General features: G+C 42.6%; 12 protein-coding genes and 2 tRNA genes. 9 read left to right on the forward strand and 5 right to left on the reverse strand.

All coding sequences use genetic code 11. The features are described from left to right. Positions 1-4: 4 nt before the first annotated feature. Positions 5-487 carry an NADH-quinone oxidoreductase subunit B gene (locus QWZ17_RS16555; protein WP_290306388.1) on the reverse strand — a complete coding sequence of 161 codons (483 nt, stop codon included), beginning with the start codon at positions 485-487 and terminating at the stop codon, positions 5-7. Further along, positions 480-1,091: an NADH-quinone oxidoreductase subunit A gene (locus QWZ17_RS16560; protein WP_290306389.1), complete on the reverse strand. Its 612-nt coding sequence runs from the start codon at positions 1,089-1,091 to the stop codon at positions 480-482. Before QWZ17_RS16560 ends, QWZ17_RS16555 begins: the two co-directional genes overlap by 8 nt. On the opposite strand from QWZ17_RS16560, the gene QWZ17_RS16565 reads away from it, so the two are divergent. The 3 genes from QWZ17_RS16565 (at position 1,090) to QWZ17_RS16575 (ending at position 5,046) form a co-directional block, all read left to right on the forward strand. Next, entirely contained in the window at positions 1,090-2,304 is a 1,215-nt protein-coding gene (locus QWZ17_RS16565; protein WP_290306390.1) for a BaiN/RdsA family NAD(P)/FAD-dependent oxidoreductase, read from the forward strand. The genes QWZ17_RS16560 and QWZ17_RS16565 overlap by 2 nt on opposite strands. A gap of 365 nt (positions 2,305-2,669) precedes the next feature. After that, positions 2,670-4,157, forward strand: a complete 1,488-nt coding sequence (locus QWZ17_RS16570) for a sodium:solute symporter (protein ID WP_290306391.1) — start codon at positions 2,670-2,672, stop codon at positions 4,155-4,157. Between the two features lie 181 nt (positions 4,158-4,338). Next, a complete protein-coding gene (locus QWZ17_RS16575; protein ID WP_290306392.1) occupies positions 4,339-5,046 on the forward strand; it encodes an LOG family protein in 708 nt (235 codons plus the stop codon). Between the two features lie 146 nt (positions 5,047-5,192). Here QWZ17_RS16575 and QWZ17_RS16580 read toward each other — a convergent pair whose 3' ends face one another. Then, positions 5,193-7,136: a redoxin domain-containing protein gene (locus tag QWZ17_RS16580; RefSeq protein ID WP_290306393.1), complete on the reverse strand. Its 1,944-nt coding sequence runs from the start codon at positions 7,134-7,136 to the stop codon at positions 5,193-5,195. A gap of 198 nt (positions 7,137-7,334) precedes the next feature. On the opposite strand from QWZ17_RS16580, the gene QWZ17_RS16585 reads away from it, so the two are divergent. Together QWZ17_RS16585 and QWZ17_RS16590 are read left to right on the forward strand one after the other, a co-directional pair. Beyond that, on the forward strand, positions 7,335-8,597 hold the full coding sequence (locus QWZ17_RS16585) for a TCR/Tet family MFS transporter (RefSeq protein ID WP_290306394.1): 1,263 nt from the start codon (positions 7,335-7,337) through the stop codon (positions 8,595-8,597). Between the two features lie 42 nt (positions 8,598-8,639). Further along, positions 8,640-9,902 carry a TCR/Tet family MFS transporter gene (locus QWZ17_RS16590; RefSeq protein ID WP_290306396.1) on the forward strand — a complete coding sequence of 421 codons (1,263 nt, stop codon included), beginning with the start codon at positions 8,640-8,642 and terminating at the stop codon, positions 9,900-9,902. On the opposite strand, the gene QWZ17_RS16595 is transcribed toward QWZ17_RS16590, so the two are convergent. Beyond that, entirely contained in the window at positions 9,886-10,476 is a 591-nt protein-coding gene (locus QWZ17_RS16595; protein ID WP_290306397.1) for a DUF502 domain-containing protein, read from the reverse strand. The genes QWZ17_RS16590 and QWZ17_RS16595 overlap by 17 nt on opposite strands. A 15-nt stretch (positions 10,477-10,491) precedes the next feature. Further along, positions 10,492-12,957, reverse strand: coding sequence for a bifunctional UDP-N-acetylmuramoyl-tripeptide:D-alanyl-D-alanine ligase/alanine racemase (locus QWZ17_RS16600; RefSeq protein ID WP_290306398.1), 2,466 nt, complete (start codon positions 12,955-12,957; stop codon positions 10,492-10,494). Between the two features lie 63 nt (positions 12,958-13,020). Here QWZ17_RS16600 and QWZ17_RS16605 point away from each other — a divergent pair, with 63 nt between their 5' ends. From QWZ17_RS16605 to QWZ17_RS16620, 4 genes are all read left to right on the forward strand, one after another. Further along, a complete protein-coding gene (locus tag QWZ17_RS16605) occupies positions 13,021-13,503 on the forward strand; it encodes a regulatory protein RecX (protein WP_290306399.1) in 483 nt (160 codons plus the stop codon). 112 nt (positions 13,504-13,615) lie between these two features. After that, positions 13,616-13,688, forward strand: a tRNA-Gly gene (locus QWZ17_RS16610). 70 nt (positions 13,689-13,758) lie between these two features. Continuing rightward, positions 13,759-13,843 (forward strand) — tRNA-Leu (locus QWZ17_RS16615). A gap of 244 nt (positions 13,844-14,087) precedes the next feature. Then, positions 14,088-15,059 (forward strand): site-specific integrase, encoded by a 972-nt coding sequence (locus tag QWZ17_RS16620; protein WP_290306400.1) that lies wholly within the window; start codon positions 14,088-14,090, stop codon positions 15,057-15,059. Positions 15,060-15,121: the final 62 nt, after the last annotated feature.

Genomic DNA, 15,121 nt, shown 5'->3' on the forward strand with positions numbered 1-15,121 from the left:
TAACTTACCCCCTCACCAAACGCTCACCCTCTATCTTCTTCTGCAGCTCCAATATTGAGCCAATCAGCGCTTCGGGGCGGGGTGGGCAGCCTTGTACGTATACGTCAACCGGAATTACCCTATCAACGCCTTTTACCACGTGGTAACCGTGCTGCCAGTATGGACCGCCACAGTTGGAGCATGAACCCATCGATATCACGTATTTGGGTTCGGGCATTTGTTCGTACAGGCGTTTAATACGCTCGGCCATTTTGAAGGTAACGGTACCGGCTATAATGATAACATCGGCCTGGCGGGCAGATGGGCGCGGGAATACCCCAAAACGATCCAGATCATAAGTAGATGCCATAGAACCCATCATTTCTATCGCGCAGCAGGCTATTCCAAAACTTAGCGGCCATAAGGATGACAGGCGCGCCCAGTTTAGTAAATCGTCTATCTTGGTGACTACTACGCCGCCGCTTTCGCTGGTGATATCACTACTCATTTGCAGGCTTTTTAAAGGTGGGTTTAAACATTGGCTTTTTTACAGCCGGGGTTTCGGCAGGTGCATCAGCGGTAACAGCCTCTGCAACTATAGGCTCGTTTGTCATGCTAAAAGGTTTTACAACAAACTTGCCCTGTTCCAGGTTCAATTGCTCATAAAAAGATGCAGGGATATTTACATCTGTTGTAGGCACCAGTGGCTTGGCTTTTATCCATTCCAGATCGCCTTTTGCCCAAACATAAACCAGGCCCAGGATCAGGATGCCCAAAAACACAAACATTTCGGCCAGCGAGAACCAGCCCCAACGGCTGTCCTGTGCTATCAATTCATGGTTACCAAAAACCGTAGCCCAGGGGAACACAAAAACCATTTCTACGTCAAACAATAAAAATATTAAGGCAATAACGTAAAAACGCGAATTGAAAGGTAACCAGGCATTGCCTGTAGGCTCTTCGCCACATTCATAGGAACTTAGCTTTTCGGGATTGGGGTTATTTGGTGCCAGTAACCTGTTGATAAAAAATATCACGCACACCATAATTATTCCGGTGAGCAGAAAGATGAGTATCTTTCCAAATTCTGATATTTGCGAAACCTCGGTCATGACAACAAAACTAACAAAACAAACCCATTTTGACGCAATAATTATTGGCGGCGGGGCATGCGGACTCATGTGCGCCGTACAAGCCGGCTTTTTGGGCAAGCATACGCTGATATTGGAAAAGGCCGACCGCGTAGGCGCCAAAATATTAATAAGCGGCGGAGGCAGGTGCAATTACACCAACCTTTACGCTACAGATCAGCAGTTTATTTCACAAAACCCACATTTCTGTAAATCAGCGTTTTCACAATGGACGGTGGAAGATACCATCGGCTTTTTTGAAACTTATGGTATTGAAGGCAAAGAGAAAACCTTAGGTCAGCTTTTCCCTGTAAGTGATAAAGCCAAAGATATTGTACAAGTTTTTACTAACCTGTGCGACGACCTTGACCAGGAGATTTGGTGCAATGCCGAAGTTAAAATAGTTGAAAAAACTGACGATGGCTTTACCGTTCGTGTGGAAATTGACGGCAAACAGGAATACATTAGCGCGCCAAGTGTAGTTATAGCAGCGGGTGGCTTACCTATCCCCAAAATGGGCGCTACCGATTTTGGATTGAGAACGGCGCGGCAGTTTGATATGAAAATTGCAGACACCGCCCCCGCCCTGGTGCCTTTAACCATTACCGGTAAAGACCAGCCCTGGTACGAGCAATTAAGCGGAAACAGTATTTTTTGCCGGGTTTGGAACGACAGGATCAGCTTTGAAGAAAACATTTTGTTTACCCACTGGGGATTGAGCGGGCCGGCTATATTACAGATCTCGTCATATTGGAAACCCGGAGAATCAATTTACATAGACCTGCTCCCCAATCAAAACATTGCCGACCTGATACAACAGGAAAAGGAAACCAACGGCAAAAAAATGCTGCTGGCTTATCTTGCAGGCCTGTACACCCGCAAATTTGCCGAAGCACTGAGCGAGAAACTCCCGGTTGAAAAGAACCTGGCATCGCTTACCAAAGCAGATATAGAAGACCTGAGCGAGCTGATTCATAACTTTAAAGTTAAACCTGCCGGCGATAAAGGCTACGATAAAGCCGAAGTAATGCGCGGCGGTGTATCAACAGATGAACTATCGTCCAAAACGTTAGAGGCAAAGAAAGTACCGGGAATGTTTTTCGGCGGCGAATGCGTGGATGTTACCGGCTGGCTGGGCGGCTACAATTTTCAATGGGCCTGGGCTTGTGGTTTTGTGATTGCGCAGAATATTTGAGGGGGAAGAAGTCGGGAAGTCCGGAAGTCGGGAAAGTCCGAAAGATAGCTTCTATCCCGCGGGGGTAGCGAACCTTTCTCCCGCGGGGTTAGCGCAGCGTAACCCGTGGGTAAATCTGGTGTAAGCTTTCAGCTTACGTCACTAATGCAGTGAGCAGAGCAGCTAAAAGCTGCAACCATGATAACCCACGGGCTGAAAGCCCGCGGGAGTTTAGATCTTCACAAAATACCTTCCGGACTTTCGGACTTCTCCGACTTCCAGACTAACATTAAAAGTTTGTGTTTATTTGATTTCTTCTGTACTTTGCAAAGTACCTTCCGGACTTTTGGTCTTCACCGACTTCCGGACTAAAAACATATATATATATGTCGCCCGGAGTATTACTTTCTTTTATTATAGGTTATTTTTTGGTGCTACTGGTAATTTCCTGGCTTACATCTAAAAAATCCGCAGATAACGATACCTTTTTTGTAGCCAACCGCAACTCCAAGTGGTACCTGGTTGCTTTTGGCATGATAGGCACAGCGTTGAGCGGCGTAACCTTTATTTCGGTACCGGGCAAAGTAGGTGCGCCATCGGGCGATGAATTTTCTTACTTTCAGTTTGTATTGGGTAACGCGGCCGGGTTTATTATTATAGCCACTGTACTACTGCCGCTTTATTACCGGTTAAAGCTAACTTCCATTTACAGTTATATTGAGGGAGCCTTGGGTACCTGGAGCTATAAAACCGCGGCGGGGATCTTTTTAATCAGCAGGGTAATTGGCTCGGCATTCAGGCTTTACCTGGTAGTGATTGTTTTACAGAAATTTATTTTTGATAGTTACCATATCCCCTTCGCGGTTACGGTGTTAATTTGTTTGTTGCTCATTTGGTCGTACACGTTTAAGGGCGGCTTAAAAACTATTATTATTACCGATAGTTTACAAACGTTTTTCCTGGTGTTATCGGTTTTCCTGTCGATATATTTTATTTGCAGCAGCCTGAATATGAATATTTTTGAAGCTGCCGATGCTATCAAAAACAGCAGCTACGCCAAAATATTTTTCTTCAATGACTTTTTGAGCAGTAAATTCCATTTCACCAAAGCGTTTTTAGGCGGCTTGTTCATCACCGTTGGCATGACCGGACTTGACCAGGACCTGATGCAAAAAAACTTAAGTTTAAAAAACATCAAAGAGGCGCAAAAAAACATGTTCAGCTTTACGGGGGTGTTTGTGGTAATCAATATTTTCTTTTTAAGCGTAGGCGCTTTACTTTGGATGTACGCCAACAAATACGGCATTCACGTTGAAAAAACCGACTACCTATATCCAACCATCGCCCTCAAATACCTGGGTATTGTACCGGCCATGGTTTTCATGTTAGGCTTAACGGCAGCAACCTTTGCCACTACCGATTCAGCCTTAACCGCGCTTACTACCTCTTTTTGTGTAGATTTTTTGGGCTTTAATAAAAAGGCCGATATCAACAGTAAAAAAATGGTTACCACACGCCACGCCGTACACATCGCGTTTTCGGGGTTGATGTTTTTGACTATAGTAATTTTTAACGCTATTAACAATGATGCCGTAGTAAGCGCCATATTCGCGGTGGCATCTTACACCTACGGACCACTATTAGGCTTATACTCCTTTGGTTTGTTTGTAAGTAACCGCCAGGTGAGGGATAAACTGGTGCCATTTATTTGCGTGGCATCGCCCGCCATATGTTACTTTTTAAACGCAGAGTCAAAATCGCTTTTAGGGGGCTACGTTTTTAGCAATGAGCTGATCATTGTAAACGGATTAATTACATTTGTTGGACTGTGGGTGGCTTCCCGTCCGAAAGTCGGGAAGTCCGAAAGTCGGTAAAGTCCGGAAGGTTGGAAGTTCATTTGCAAAACATTTAAAAATCGCATCAACAACAAAAACATAAATAATTAAAAAAGTATTAATAACTACTTCCGGACTTTCCGACTTCTCGGACTTCCGGACTAAAAGAACTCTTCCGGACTTTCGGACTTCCCGACTTCCGGACTAATAACAAAAAGATATGACCGGAGAAGATAAAATAAGACAAGCGTTTGAAAACAAAAACTGGCAGGAAATTAAGGTAACTGATAGCTGGCAGATTTTTAAAATAATGGCCGAGTTTGTGGACGGCTTTGAAAAACTGGCTAAAATAGGCCCCTGTGTATCCATCTTTGGATCGGCACGTACCCACAACGATAATAACTACTACAAACTGGCCGAACAAACCGCCCGCCTGCTTACCGAGCATGGTTATGGGGTAATATCGGGCGGTGGACCGGGCATTATGGAAGCTGCCAACAAAGGCGCTTATGAGGCCGGCGGTAAATCGGTAGGTTTAAATATCGAGTTGCCTTTTGAGCAATTCCATAATAAATACATTGATAGGGATAAGATCATGGAATTTGATTACTTCTTTATCCGTAAGGTTATGTTTATGAAGTACTCTCAGGGCTTTATCATTTTGCCGGGCGGCTTTGGTACTATGGATGAATCTTTTGAGGCGATGACACTGATTCAAACCGGTAAAATCGCCCGCTTCCCCATCATATTTGTGGGCATTGATTACTGGAAAGGTTTATTTAGCTGGATAGAAGATAAGATGCTGAACGATCAACACAACATTAATCCTGATGATTTGAACCTGTACAGGTTAGTTGATACCGCCGAAGAAGCGGTTGACCACATTACACGTTTCTACAATAAGTATGTGCTGAAACCGAATTTTTAAAGGAACCTATTTTCAAAGAAATCGTCATTGCGAGGAACGAAGCAATCCCCAACTATCCAGATTCGCTCTGTAAATTGGGGATTGCTTCGTCGTACCTCCTCGCAATGACGATTTTTATTTGACCAGGCTTTGATATTCAATCTACCCTATTTACTCTTAACCTCGGTTGATGCCGTTGCTGGTTCCTTAGCCAGATCAATCATCGCGCTTACTTCATCAACCAAACCATCAGCCGAGCCGTCAAAGCCGACTACTTTAAAGCGAATATTTCCGCTTTTGTCGATGACAAATTTAGTAGGGATACCATCTACCCCAAATTGCGATACCACTTTTGATTGCCTGCCATCGGTACCTTTTTCGTCAAGCAAAACATAAAAGCTGTATTTTTTATCGGCTATAAATTTCTTTACGCCATCGGTGTATTTGTCGCCGTTTTCCCAGGTATCAACAAATAAAAACTTCACATCGGCATCATCCTTATATTTATTCACCGCTGTCTGCATACCTGGGAATGATGCTTTACAAGGGCCGCACCAGGTAGCCCAAAAATCAACTATTACAACTTTGCCCTTTAAGCTTGCCAGCGATACGGTATTACCATCAAAATCTTTTAAAGCGAAAGCCGCGGCTGGTTGATTGATCATTTGCTTAGTAATTTCCTCGCGTTTTTTGTTTTTCGCAAAATTTGTAAGGGAGGCCAGGTATTCATCATAACCGGCATCGGTGCCTTTTAATTTGGCGTAACCGATTTTTAATTCACTTTTCAAAATATCAGAACCTTTACCATCTTTTAAGGCGCTTTCAATAACGGCCTTTGCGTCGGCATATTTACCCAAGGCATCTAAAATCAAAACGTAGTGCTCATTTATTTCCGGGTCGTTATAAGTATTAGTGGCGTAAACTTGCTTTTGGTATTTTAAGGCTTCGTCGTACTTTTTCTCTTTATATAAAATAAAAGCGTAAGTATCGGCGTACATATCATAAGATGCTTTGGCGTTTTTTGCGGCTGCTTTAGGAGATGTATATAATCCGGGTTGTGGGTTTTTAACCTGATCAGCCATTATATCCAACGATTGCTTCGATAACTTTTCAGCCTCATCCAGCTTTTCGCCTTTTTTAGCCAACTCATAAGCAAAGTTATTGTAGGCACCGGCCAGGCTTGCCTTATTCTGAATTTTGCTTGCGTAATAGGTAAATTTGGCATTATCACCTTTTTGCATAAAACCTGTAGCAAGCTGGCCGCGGGCGTAATCAACCATGCCATTTTTATCATTCGCTTTTGAAGGAAATTTCTGTTCAAATGCCTGATAAAGTGAATCTTTTTTAGCGAGATCCTGCTCCCGGTAAACAGCCATGCCGGCCTCATTGCTAACAGATATGCCCTGAGGAAACTTTGCTGTAATAATTTTGCCTAATGAATCGGCAGATGCGGCGTGTTTTGTCCAATTAAGAATATTGGCGGCAAGAATCAAATCCTCCTCTTTATTACTTGTTTCAAGCGATTTTACTTTAGCATTCAGTAATGCGATAGTTTCAGCATCATTGTTCTTCGCCAGCATCGAGTAATATTGAATACCGAATAACTTTTCGGCCGTTGGGTTAAGCTCGTCTTCTTTTTTAAATAGTTCTAAGGCCCTTTCTTTATCGGCTTTCATTTTTCCAAAGCGCGTTGCCAATCCACTGGTTAGTATAAATGCCTCCGATTCATAAGCGCCTACTACAGGTTGCTTTTCTTTATAAACAGGATATAGATATCCTTTATCGCCATTATTATCAACATCTTCGCCACCGGCCACTTTAATAAAAAAAGCCTTGGCATTGGCCGGTACGGTAAAATCGCCGGTTAGCAGACCGCCATTAGCTTTAAAATCAACATCAGCTACGGGGTTATCCTTGCCATCAATAAAATATACCTCGGCGCTGATATCTTTTTTACCTTCAAGGGCCGTCCCTTTTGAATTATAAGTAATTTTTAGTTTTTCTGATTGTTTGGGAAACGCATCTGATAAGGTAAGCGCATTGGTTTGCGCAAATGAGGTTTGCAGGGCAAATAACGCCGGCAACACCAATAACAGTTGTTGTTTTTTCATGATAAGTATATTTTCAGTCAGTCGAAATGTATTTTATAAATATATAAACATTGATTCAAGGTTTCATAGTTTCAATATGTTAAAAACACTTAAATAATACCCATCAAGAAATAATAGCACATCGCTTTTTTTAAAATTGCAGCTTTTTTCTCGGCTCTTGATTCTTAACTCTTGACTCTTTTTCCTAATTTGCGGATTATGGACCAACCTGCCAAACTCAAACCACAGGCTGCATTAGGCTTTATTTTTGTTACTATACTTATAGATGTTATTGGCTTTGGTATCATTATACCAGTGATGCCTACACTGATAGAAACATTGATACACGGAACGGTAAGCCAGGCTTCACTTTATGCTGGTTTGATGCTATTAGCGTATTCGGCCATGCAATTTTTGTTTTCACCGGTTATTGGTAATTTGAGTGATAAATATGGTCGGAGACCTATTTTGTTAACTTCACTTTTGGGGTTTGGCGTAGATTATCTTTTCCTTGCCTTCGCTCCGTCTATAGGTTGGCTTTTTGTTGGTCGTGTTATAGCTGGTATAACCGGTGCAAGCTTTACTACCGCATCTGCCTACATTGCAGACGTTAGTCCGCCCGAAAAACGTGCGCAAAACTTTGGATTAATTGGAGTGGCCTTTGGGATAGGGTTTATTATTGGCCCCTTGATTGGTGGTGTTTTAGGCGAATGGAACATACGATATCCGTTTTTTGCAGCAGCTGGTCTTGCTTTGTTGAATGCGGCTTATGGTTTCTTTATTCTGCCCGAATCGTTATCCATGGATCACAGACGTCCATTTGAATTGAAGCGCGCTAACCCTATTGGTTCGTTATTACAACTCAAAAAATATCCTTCTATTATTGGGCTCGCCGTTTCCTTATTTCTGATTTATTTCGCGGCACAATCTGTACAAAGTGTCTGGACATTTTATACTATCCTTAAATTTAACTGGAGCAAGTTTTTAGAAGGCTGTTCATTAGCTTTCATAGGTACAATGATAGCTTTAGTACAAGGAGGCTTAATACGAATAACGCTGCCCAAACTTGGAATTGAACGAAGTATATGGATGGGCTTATTGCTATACAGCCTTGGCCTGATATTGTTTGCATTTGCTACCAATAGCTGGATGATGTTTGCATTTATGATTCCCTATGCACTTGGCGGTATAGCCGGCCCTGCCTTACAAGGTTTGATGAGCAACCAGGTACCGCCAAACGAACAGGGAGAACTACAGGGTGGATTAACCAGTTTAATGAGCTTAAGTTCGGTATTTGGACCGTGGACAATGACCACGTTGTTTTACTATTTCACCAACTTTAAAGACAAGCGATATTTACCCGGTGCGCCGTTTATACTTGGCGCGTTGTTGATGCTGATAGCAGCCCTACTTGCTATAAGGAGTTTTAATAAAACTAAAAAAACAGCCCCGAAAGAAGCCACTGTAACCGATTTATTATAATCGGCGCAAAACTTTTATAGCGCTTAAACCTTTAACAACTTAATGAGTACAAAACCTAAAAAGCACTCAGCAGCGCTGGGATTTATATTTGTTACGCTGTTTATTGATGTGCTGGGTTTGGCGGTTATTATTCCGGTGATGCCCAAATTGCTGGAAACCCTGGGCCATGTTGATGTAAGTACCGCGGCGCAGTATAGCGGCTATTTAACGTTCACTTACGCCTCTATGCAATTCCTGTTTTCGTCTGTAGTTGGTAACCTGAGCGACAGGTATGGCAGACGACCTGTTTTACTCAGCTCATTAATAGGTTTTGGTATCGATTATGTTTTTATGGCCTTTGCCCCTACCATAGCCTGGTTGTTTGTGGGCAGGGTGATAGCCGGCATTACCGGCGCAAGTACATCTACCGCCACAGCTTATATTGCAGATATCAGTACAGGTAGAAACAGGGCGGCGAACTTCGGCCTGGTGGGTGCTGCTTCGGGCGTTGGTTTTATTGTGGGCATAGCCATGGGTAGTTTCCTGGGCGAACTGAATATCAGGCTACCTTTTATGGCTGCCGCTGCATTCGCGTTTATCAACGCGGGGTATGGTTATTTGGTACTACCCGAGTCCTTAGCACCGGAAAACCGGCGTCCGTTTGAATGGAAAAAATCAAACCCAATAAGTTCATTACGCAACCTTGCCAAATACCCCGCTTTAACCGGTTTAATCGCAGCTTTTTCCCTGGTATACGTAGGGCAAAAAGCGGTGGAGTACGTAATGTCGTTTTATGTTACCCTTAAATTCGACTGGCAATTGAAAAGCATTGGCTACCTTGGTTTTTTCATCGGCGTGGTATTGGTAGCCATACAGGGCGGCTTAATTAGGTATACTATTCCCAAATTCGGACAGGAAAAAAATATCATCTGGGGCCTGCTATTTTATACGCTCGGCCTTACGCTTATCGCCTTTGCAAACCAGGGTTGGATGATGTACGTTTTCATGATCCCTTACTGCCTTGGCGGTATATCCGGGCCATCATTACAAGGGATGATCACGAGTACGGTATCGGCCAAAGAGCAGGGAGAATTACAGGGATCATTGGCCGGCATCAGCAGCCTTGCGGTGATTATCGGCCCACTGCTCATGAGTTCGGTATTTCACTTTTTCACCCATAAAAACACAGCTACCTATTTCCCGGGCGCGCCATACATATTAGGTGCCTTGCTGATGTTGCTGAGCACTTTTATGGCGATACGGAGCTTTAAAAAGAATCCTTCACTGGATGTAAAACAGAGCGAGCCGGCTACTCCAGCCCACTAACACCGCCGGATATTACAAACTTCATCATATCGGCTGCGCTTTTATCAATATGCTTAACCTTGGTGGCATCAACAATAACAACCTGCCCGGCAAACGAGTAGGAATAAGGAAAATAAACAGCTACTTCGCCGGGTAAGCCCAGCGTGGCTAAATCTTTTTGCACCAGGAAACCTATTTTTTTTAAGCCAAATTCATTCACCTCCACCAAAACCGCTTCATTAAATTTTTTCTCTTCGCCTACAAAAGCTTCGGTCAAATCTTTTATAGACGAATACAGAAACGCGAAAATTGGCAAACGGTTAAACCAGCGCTTAAACCAACGTTTTATAGGTTCGGTAATTACATTGGTTACCAATACGCCGGCAATCATAATAACCACAACTACATTTAGTATCCCAAGACCCGGGATATACAAATGCTTCCCCGCCTTATCAACCAGCAGATCACTTAAATTTAAAGCTTTATCAATAGTTGATACGCCCCAGTACATTAAAAATATGGCAGCCCCAATGGGTACCACTACCAATAATCCCTTTGCAAAATACCGGAATAATATACGTGCAAAATTGTTCATAAGCCCCCTGAATTTCTACTCGTAAAAGTACACTCTTTTAACCCTTTGCGAAACATTAGTTAGTATTTCATACGGGATAGTACTTATTTGCCGGGCCAATTCTTCAATACGTTGATGCCGCGGATCAAACACAATTACTTCGTCGCCTTCGCGTACATCAAGACCGCTTACATCAAGCATGCACATATCCATAGTGATATTGCCCACCGTAGGTACCAGGGTACCTTTCACCAGCATTTTACCAATCCCGTTACCAAAAGCACGCAGGTAACCATCGGCATAACCAATGCGAACTGTGGCTATTTTACCATCTTTATTTAATTTACCACTACGGCCATAACTAATGGTATCGCCGCCTTTTATCTTTTTCACCTGGGCTATGCTTGTCTTTAAAGTAGCTATAGGTTGCAATTCACTTTCGTTAGCACCAACGGCCGAATCTACTCCGTACAAGCCTATACCCAATCTCACCATATCATAATGGGCCGGCGGCCACCTGATGATGCCTGAAGTATTGCACAGGTGTTTAATTACTTTATAACCCAGCGTTTTTTCTATCTCTTTAAAAGCTTTCTCAAAACGTTTGATTTGCGTTTTGGTAAAGTCATCGTGTTTTAAGGCCTCACTTGCTGCCAGGTGCGAAAACACCGACTGGATACGCACATACCGGTTTTGCTCCAACATATCGCAAAGCATTTCTATTTCATGATTTTCAAAACCCAGCCTGTGCATACCAGTATCAATTTTAAGATGTACCGGGTAATTTGATATGTTACGATCAAGCGCGTACCCTACAAAATCATCCAACAAGCCAAAACTATAAATCACAGGTTCTAACTTATACTCAATGAGTTTATCAAATGCCGATGCTTCGGGATTTAACACCATAACAGGCAAATTAATACCCGCCTGCCGTAGTGAAACACCTTCATCAATATAGGCCACTGCCAGATAATCAACTTTGTTATATTGCAGCATATTGGCTACCTCAAAAGTACCACTACCGTAGCTAAAGGCTTTTACCATAGCCATTACTTTTACTCCTGGTGCTATTTTTGACTTGTAAAAATTAAGGTTGCCCAACAAGGTATTCAGGTTAATTTCTAATATAGTTTCATGGGCTTTTTGCGCCAATGCCCTGCTGATGCGTTCAAACTCAAAACTCCGTGAACCCTTAATCAGTATTGTTTCCTCTTTGAAATTCAACTGTCTTAACTGTTGTAGCATGGCGGCCGTATCTTTAAAAAAGTGCTGTTCGGCTACGTTAAAAAAATGTTCATATGCCATTAAGGCCTCGCCTACCCCAACAAATTTATCAACCTTTTTACTGCTGATGAGGTTGGCAACTTGCCGGTACAGTTCGTCCAGATGCAAGCCCGATTGGTAAATATCTGACAGGATGAGTGTCTTTTTCTGATGCTGATTTTGCTGCCCCAAAAAGTTAAGCGCGATCTCTAACGATTGCAGATCTGAGTTATAGGAATCGTCAATTACCGAGCAATTGTTGACCCCGTTTTTTAACTCCAAACGCATACTTACCGGAGCCAAACGCTCAATACGTTTATCGGCTTCAACAGGGCTATAGCCCAAAGCAAGCATGGTAGCCCAGCAAACAATGGCGTTTTCTACCGAAGCTTCGTCGGCAAAAGGGATCAGGCATTCGATCTCACGCTTTTGGTAATGCGCACGCAGATAATAACTTTTACCAATGGCTGTTTCACTAAATACATGCAAATCGGCCTGGTTCATTTTGCGGCTCCAGGTAAAGGTTTCCTTCGCTTTGATATCAGCCTGAAAATTGAGAAGCTGATCATAATTATAAATCAGTTTTTCGCAATACTTAAATAGTTGCAATTTTTCGAGCACCTTTTCCCGGCGGTTTTTAAAACCCTCATCATGTGCCGTGCCTATATGAGTCAAGATACCTATCTGGGGCTTTATAATAGCCTCCAGCTTATCCATTTCGTCTACGGTTGATATTCCTGCTTCAAAAATCCCAAGTTCGTTACGGCTGTTTATTTGCCATACAGAAAGCGGCACCCCAATTTGCGAGTTATAACTTTTAGGGTTGCGTACTATATTCTTATCTGCAGCCAACAGCTGGTATAGCCATTCCTTTACGATGGTTTTGCCGTTACTGCCGGTAATACCAATCACCTGGAGGTTAAAACGACTGCGATGGTAAGCCGTCAAAGTTTGCATCGCCACCAAAGGATCATCCACAATTAAAAAATTAGCTTGTGGCAGGTTAAACTCCGGGCCATGCTCAACCACAAAATTACGTACACCTGTTGCATATGCCTCGGCAACAAACTCGTGCCCGTTACGCCGGCCGCTTAAAGCAAAAAACAAGCCCTCAGCTGGGTTGTTAATCCGTCGGCTATCGGTAAACAGGGTATTAATAGTATATTCTTTAACAATTTGCCCACCTGCGTTAATGATTTGCTTTACCTCGGTTATGGCGTACTGATTGCTCTGCATGGTACGAAATTGCTTATATTAATTTAACAATAGAAAGATTTTTAACGAATTTTGACGCTATAAATGGATGGCCAAAAGAAAATAAAGATCACCGACGAGAAAGTTGCCCTTGTAAAAGCCGAACATTTTTGTGCCTACCAGGAACGCTCGCAACAGGAAACCCGCGATAAACTTTATGAAATGGGCCTATATCCCGATGCGGTTGAACGGGTAATAAGCGAACTGATACAAGGCAACTTTTTAAATGAAGACCGTTTTGCCAAAGCCTACACCAAAGGCAAATTTGCGCAAAAGGCCTGGGGCCGCATCAAGATAAAACAGGGCCTTAAGTTTAAACGAGTGCCCGATGTTTTGATAAAAAAAGCCCTGCAAACCATCGATCTCGATGATTATCACGCCGCATTAACCCGCATTATTGAGAAAAAAGCGGCCACCCTTACCGAAAAAAACGAGCTAAAACGTCGCTACAAGCTACAACAGTACGCTATGAGCCGTGGTTACGAAGCTGACCTCATAGCTGATATTTTGAAAACCAGCCAGTTATAAACTATTTAAAAAAAAGTAAAAATTTCTCTTGCAGAACATTCAATTCTGTCTATATTTGCACTCCCGCAAACGAGATAGGCACACAGCCAACTCCAAGCAGGAAAATACCAATGCGAAAGTAGCTCAGTTGGTAGAGCACGACCTTGCCAAGGTCGGGGTCGCGAGTTCGAATCTCGTCTTTCGCTCAAAGCCTTTCTTTTAAAAGAAAGGCTTTACTTTGAAGATCAAAAGGCTGTTAAAAGGCATGATCATCATGCTCAGATGGTGGAACTGGTAGACACGCAGGACTTAAAATCCTGTTCCCGTAAACGGAGTGCGGGTTCGATTCCCGCTCTGAGTACAGAAGCTGAGGTCAAACGCTTCAAAAAGCCCTTAAATCAATGATTTAGGGGCTTTTTTATTATACCCCCCCTCCAAAAGATTCATTCAATCGCATGTTTTAGTTGAACGATTCGTTGAACTCGGAAGTGATTTCAAAATCGTTCAACGAAAAGCTTACAAACAACTGTATATCAAGATGTTCAATAACTGAACATCTTGATAAAAAAGCCGTCAAAATCGACATTTGTTTAACTTTTTATTGAATGATTATGTTAGAAAAAAGCTTCGGGTTGATGTTCTTCATCCGCAAACCCAAAAACAGCCCAGAGGGCGTCTACCCTATTTACCTGAGAATTACTGTCGACGGCAAATCCAGTGAACTATCCACTAAACGAAAATGTCACACTTCAACCTGGAATGCGAAGACTGGGCGATCCTCCGGCAACAAAGAGGCCACAAAGGAGTTCAATTTTTTTCTGGATACGCTGATGCAACAGGTTTACCAGGCTAAGCGACGATTGATGGACGCCGATAAAGAATTAACATCTGATGCCATTAAAAAGAACATGACGGGTGCAGATGAAGAAAAAAGAACGATTATTGAGGTATTCACTAAACATAACCAACAAATTAAAGCACTTGAAGGTGCCGAATTTGCGAGTAATACCGTTAAGCGATATGCGACAACATTGGAGCATACGAAGAGTTTTTTAAAATGGAAGTATGGTTCCGAAGATCTCGATATCAGAAAATTGGATCATGAAACGATAGCTGAATTTGATTTCTGGTTAAAAGGAATTCAAAAATGCAACCATAATTCGACCATGAAATATCTGTCCAATTTCAAAAAAATTGTTTTGATTGCCGTTAAAAACAAGTGGTTACCATCAGATCCTTTCGCTAATTTCAAATTCACTAAAAAGCCGGTTCAGCGACTCGCATTAACCGAACATGAACTAAATAGCATCGCCACTAAAAATTTCAGAAATGAACGCCTGCAGACCGTGAGAGATATTTTCATTTTCAGCTGCTATACAGGACTCTCCTACGCAGATGTGCAAAAATTACGAGCTGAAGAAATTCACATCGGAATTGATAAAAACCTATGGGTATTTACAAACCGGCAGAAAACCGGAGCTGCCTCCAGGATGCCACTAATGCCCGAAGCTATGGCAATTGTCGAAAAATATAAGGAACATCCAAAGTGCATTGTATGTATATTATGGAGATGTTGACCACCCTGTTCCGGGCCAAATTGACCACTGGGTTAGCTGACTTTTGAGTTGCAGCAAATGCT

Source organism: Mucilaginibacter flavus, from assembly GCF_030409315.1.
Lineage (GTDB): Bacteria > Bacteroidota > Bacteroidia > Sphingobacteriales > Sphingobacteriaceae > Mucilaginibacter > Mucilaginibacter flavus.

Excerpts from the sequence above, each read along its gene's own strand:
- QWZ17_RS16555 (WP_290306388.1), bottom strand. The coding sequence starts at position 487 with ATGAGTAGTGATATCACCAGCGAAAGCGGCGGCGTAGTAGTCACCAAG.
- QWZ17_RS16565 (WP_290306390.1), top strand. The coding sequence starts at position 1,090 with ATGACAACAAAACTAACAAAACAAACCCATTTTGACGCAATAATTATT.
- QWZ17_RS16560 (WP_290306389.1), bottom strand. The coding sequence starts at position 1,091 with ATGACCGAGGTTTCGCAAATATCAGAATTTGGAAAGATACTCATCTTT.
- QWZ17_RS16570 (WP_290306391.1), top strand. The coding sequence starts at position 2,670 with ATGTCGCCCGGAGTATTACTTTCTTTTATTATAGGTTATTTTTTGGTG.
- QWZ17_RS16575 (WP_290306392.1), top strand. The coding sequence starts at position 4,339 with ATGACCGGAGAAGATAAAATAAGACAAGCGTTTGAAAACAAAAACTGG.
- QWZ17_RS16580 (WP_290306393.1), bottom strand. The coding sequence starts at position 7,136 with ATGAAAAAACAACAACTGTTATTGGTGTTGCCGGCGTTATTTGCCCTG.
- QWZ17_RS16585 (WP_290306394.1), top strand. The coding sequence starts at position 7,335 with ATGGACCAACCTGCCAAACTCAAACCACAGGCTGCATTAGGCTTTATT.
- QWZ17_RS16590 (WP_290306396.1), top strand. The coding sequence starts at position 8,640 with ATGAGTACAAAACCTAAAAAGCACTCAGCAGCGCTGGGATTTATATTT.
- QWZ17_RS16595 (WP_290306397.1), bottom strand. The coding sequence starts at position 10,476 with ATGAACAATTTTGCACGTATATTATTCCGGTATTTTGCAAAGGGATTA.
- QWZ17_RS16600 (WP_290306398.1), bottom strand. The coding sequence starts at position 12,957 with ATGCAGAGCAATCAGTACGCCATAACCGAGGTAAAGCAAATCATTAAC.
- QWZ17_RS16605 (WP_290306399.1), top strand. The coding sequence starts at position 13,021 with ATGGATGGCCAAAAGAAAATAAAGATCACCGACGAGAAAGTTGCCCTT.
- QWZ17_RS16620 (WP_290306400.1), top strand. The coding sequence starts at position 14,088 with ATGATTATGTTAGAAAAAAGCTTCGGGTTGATGTTCTTCATCCGCAAA.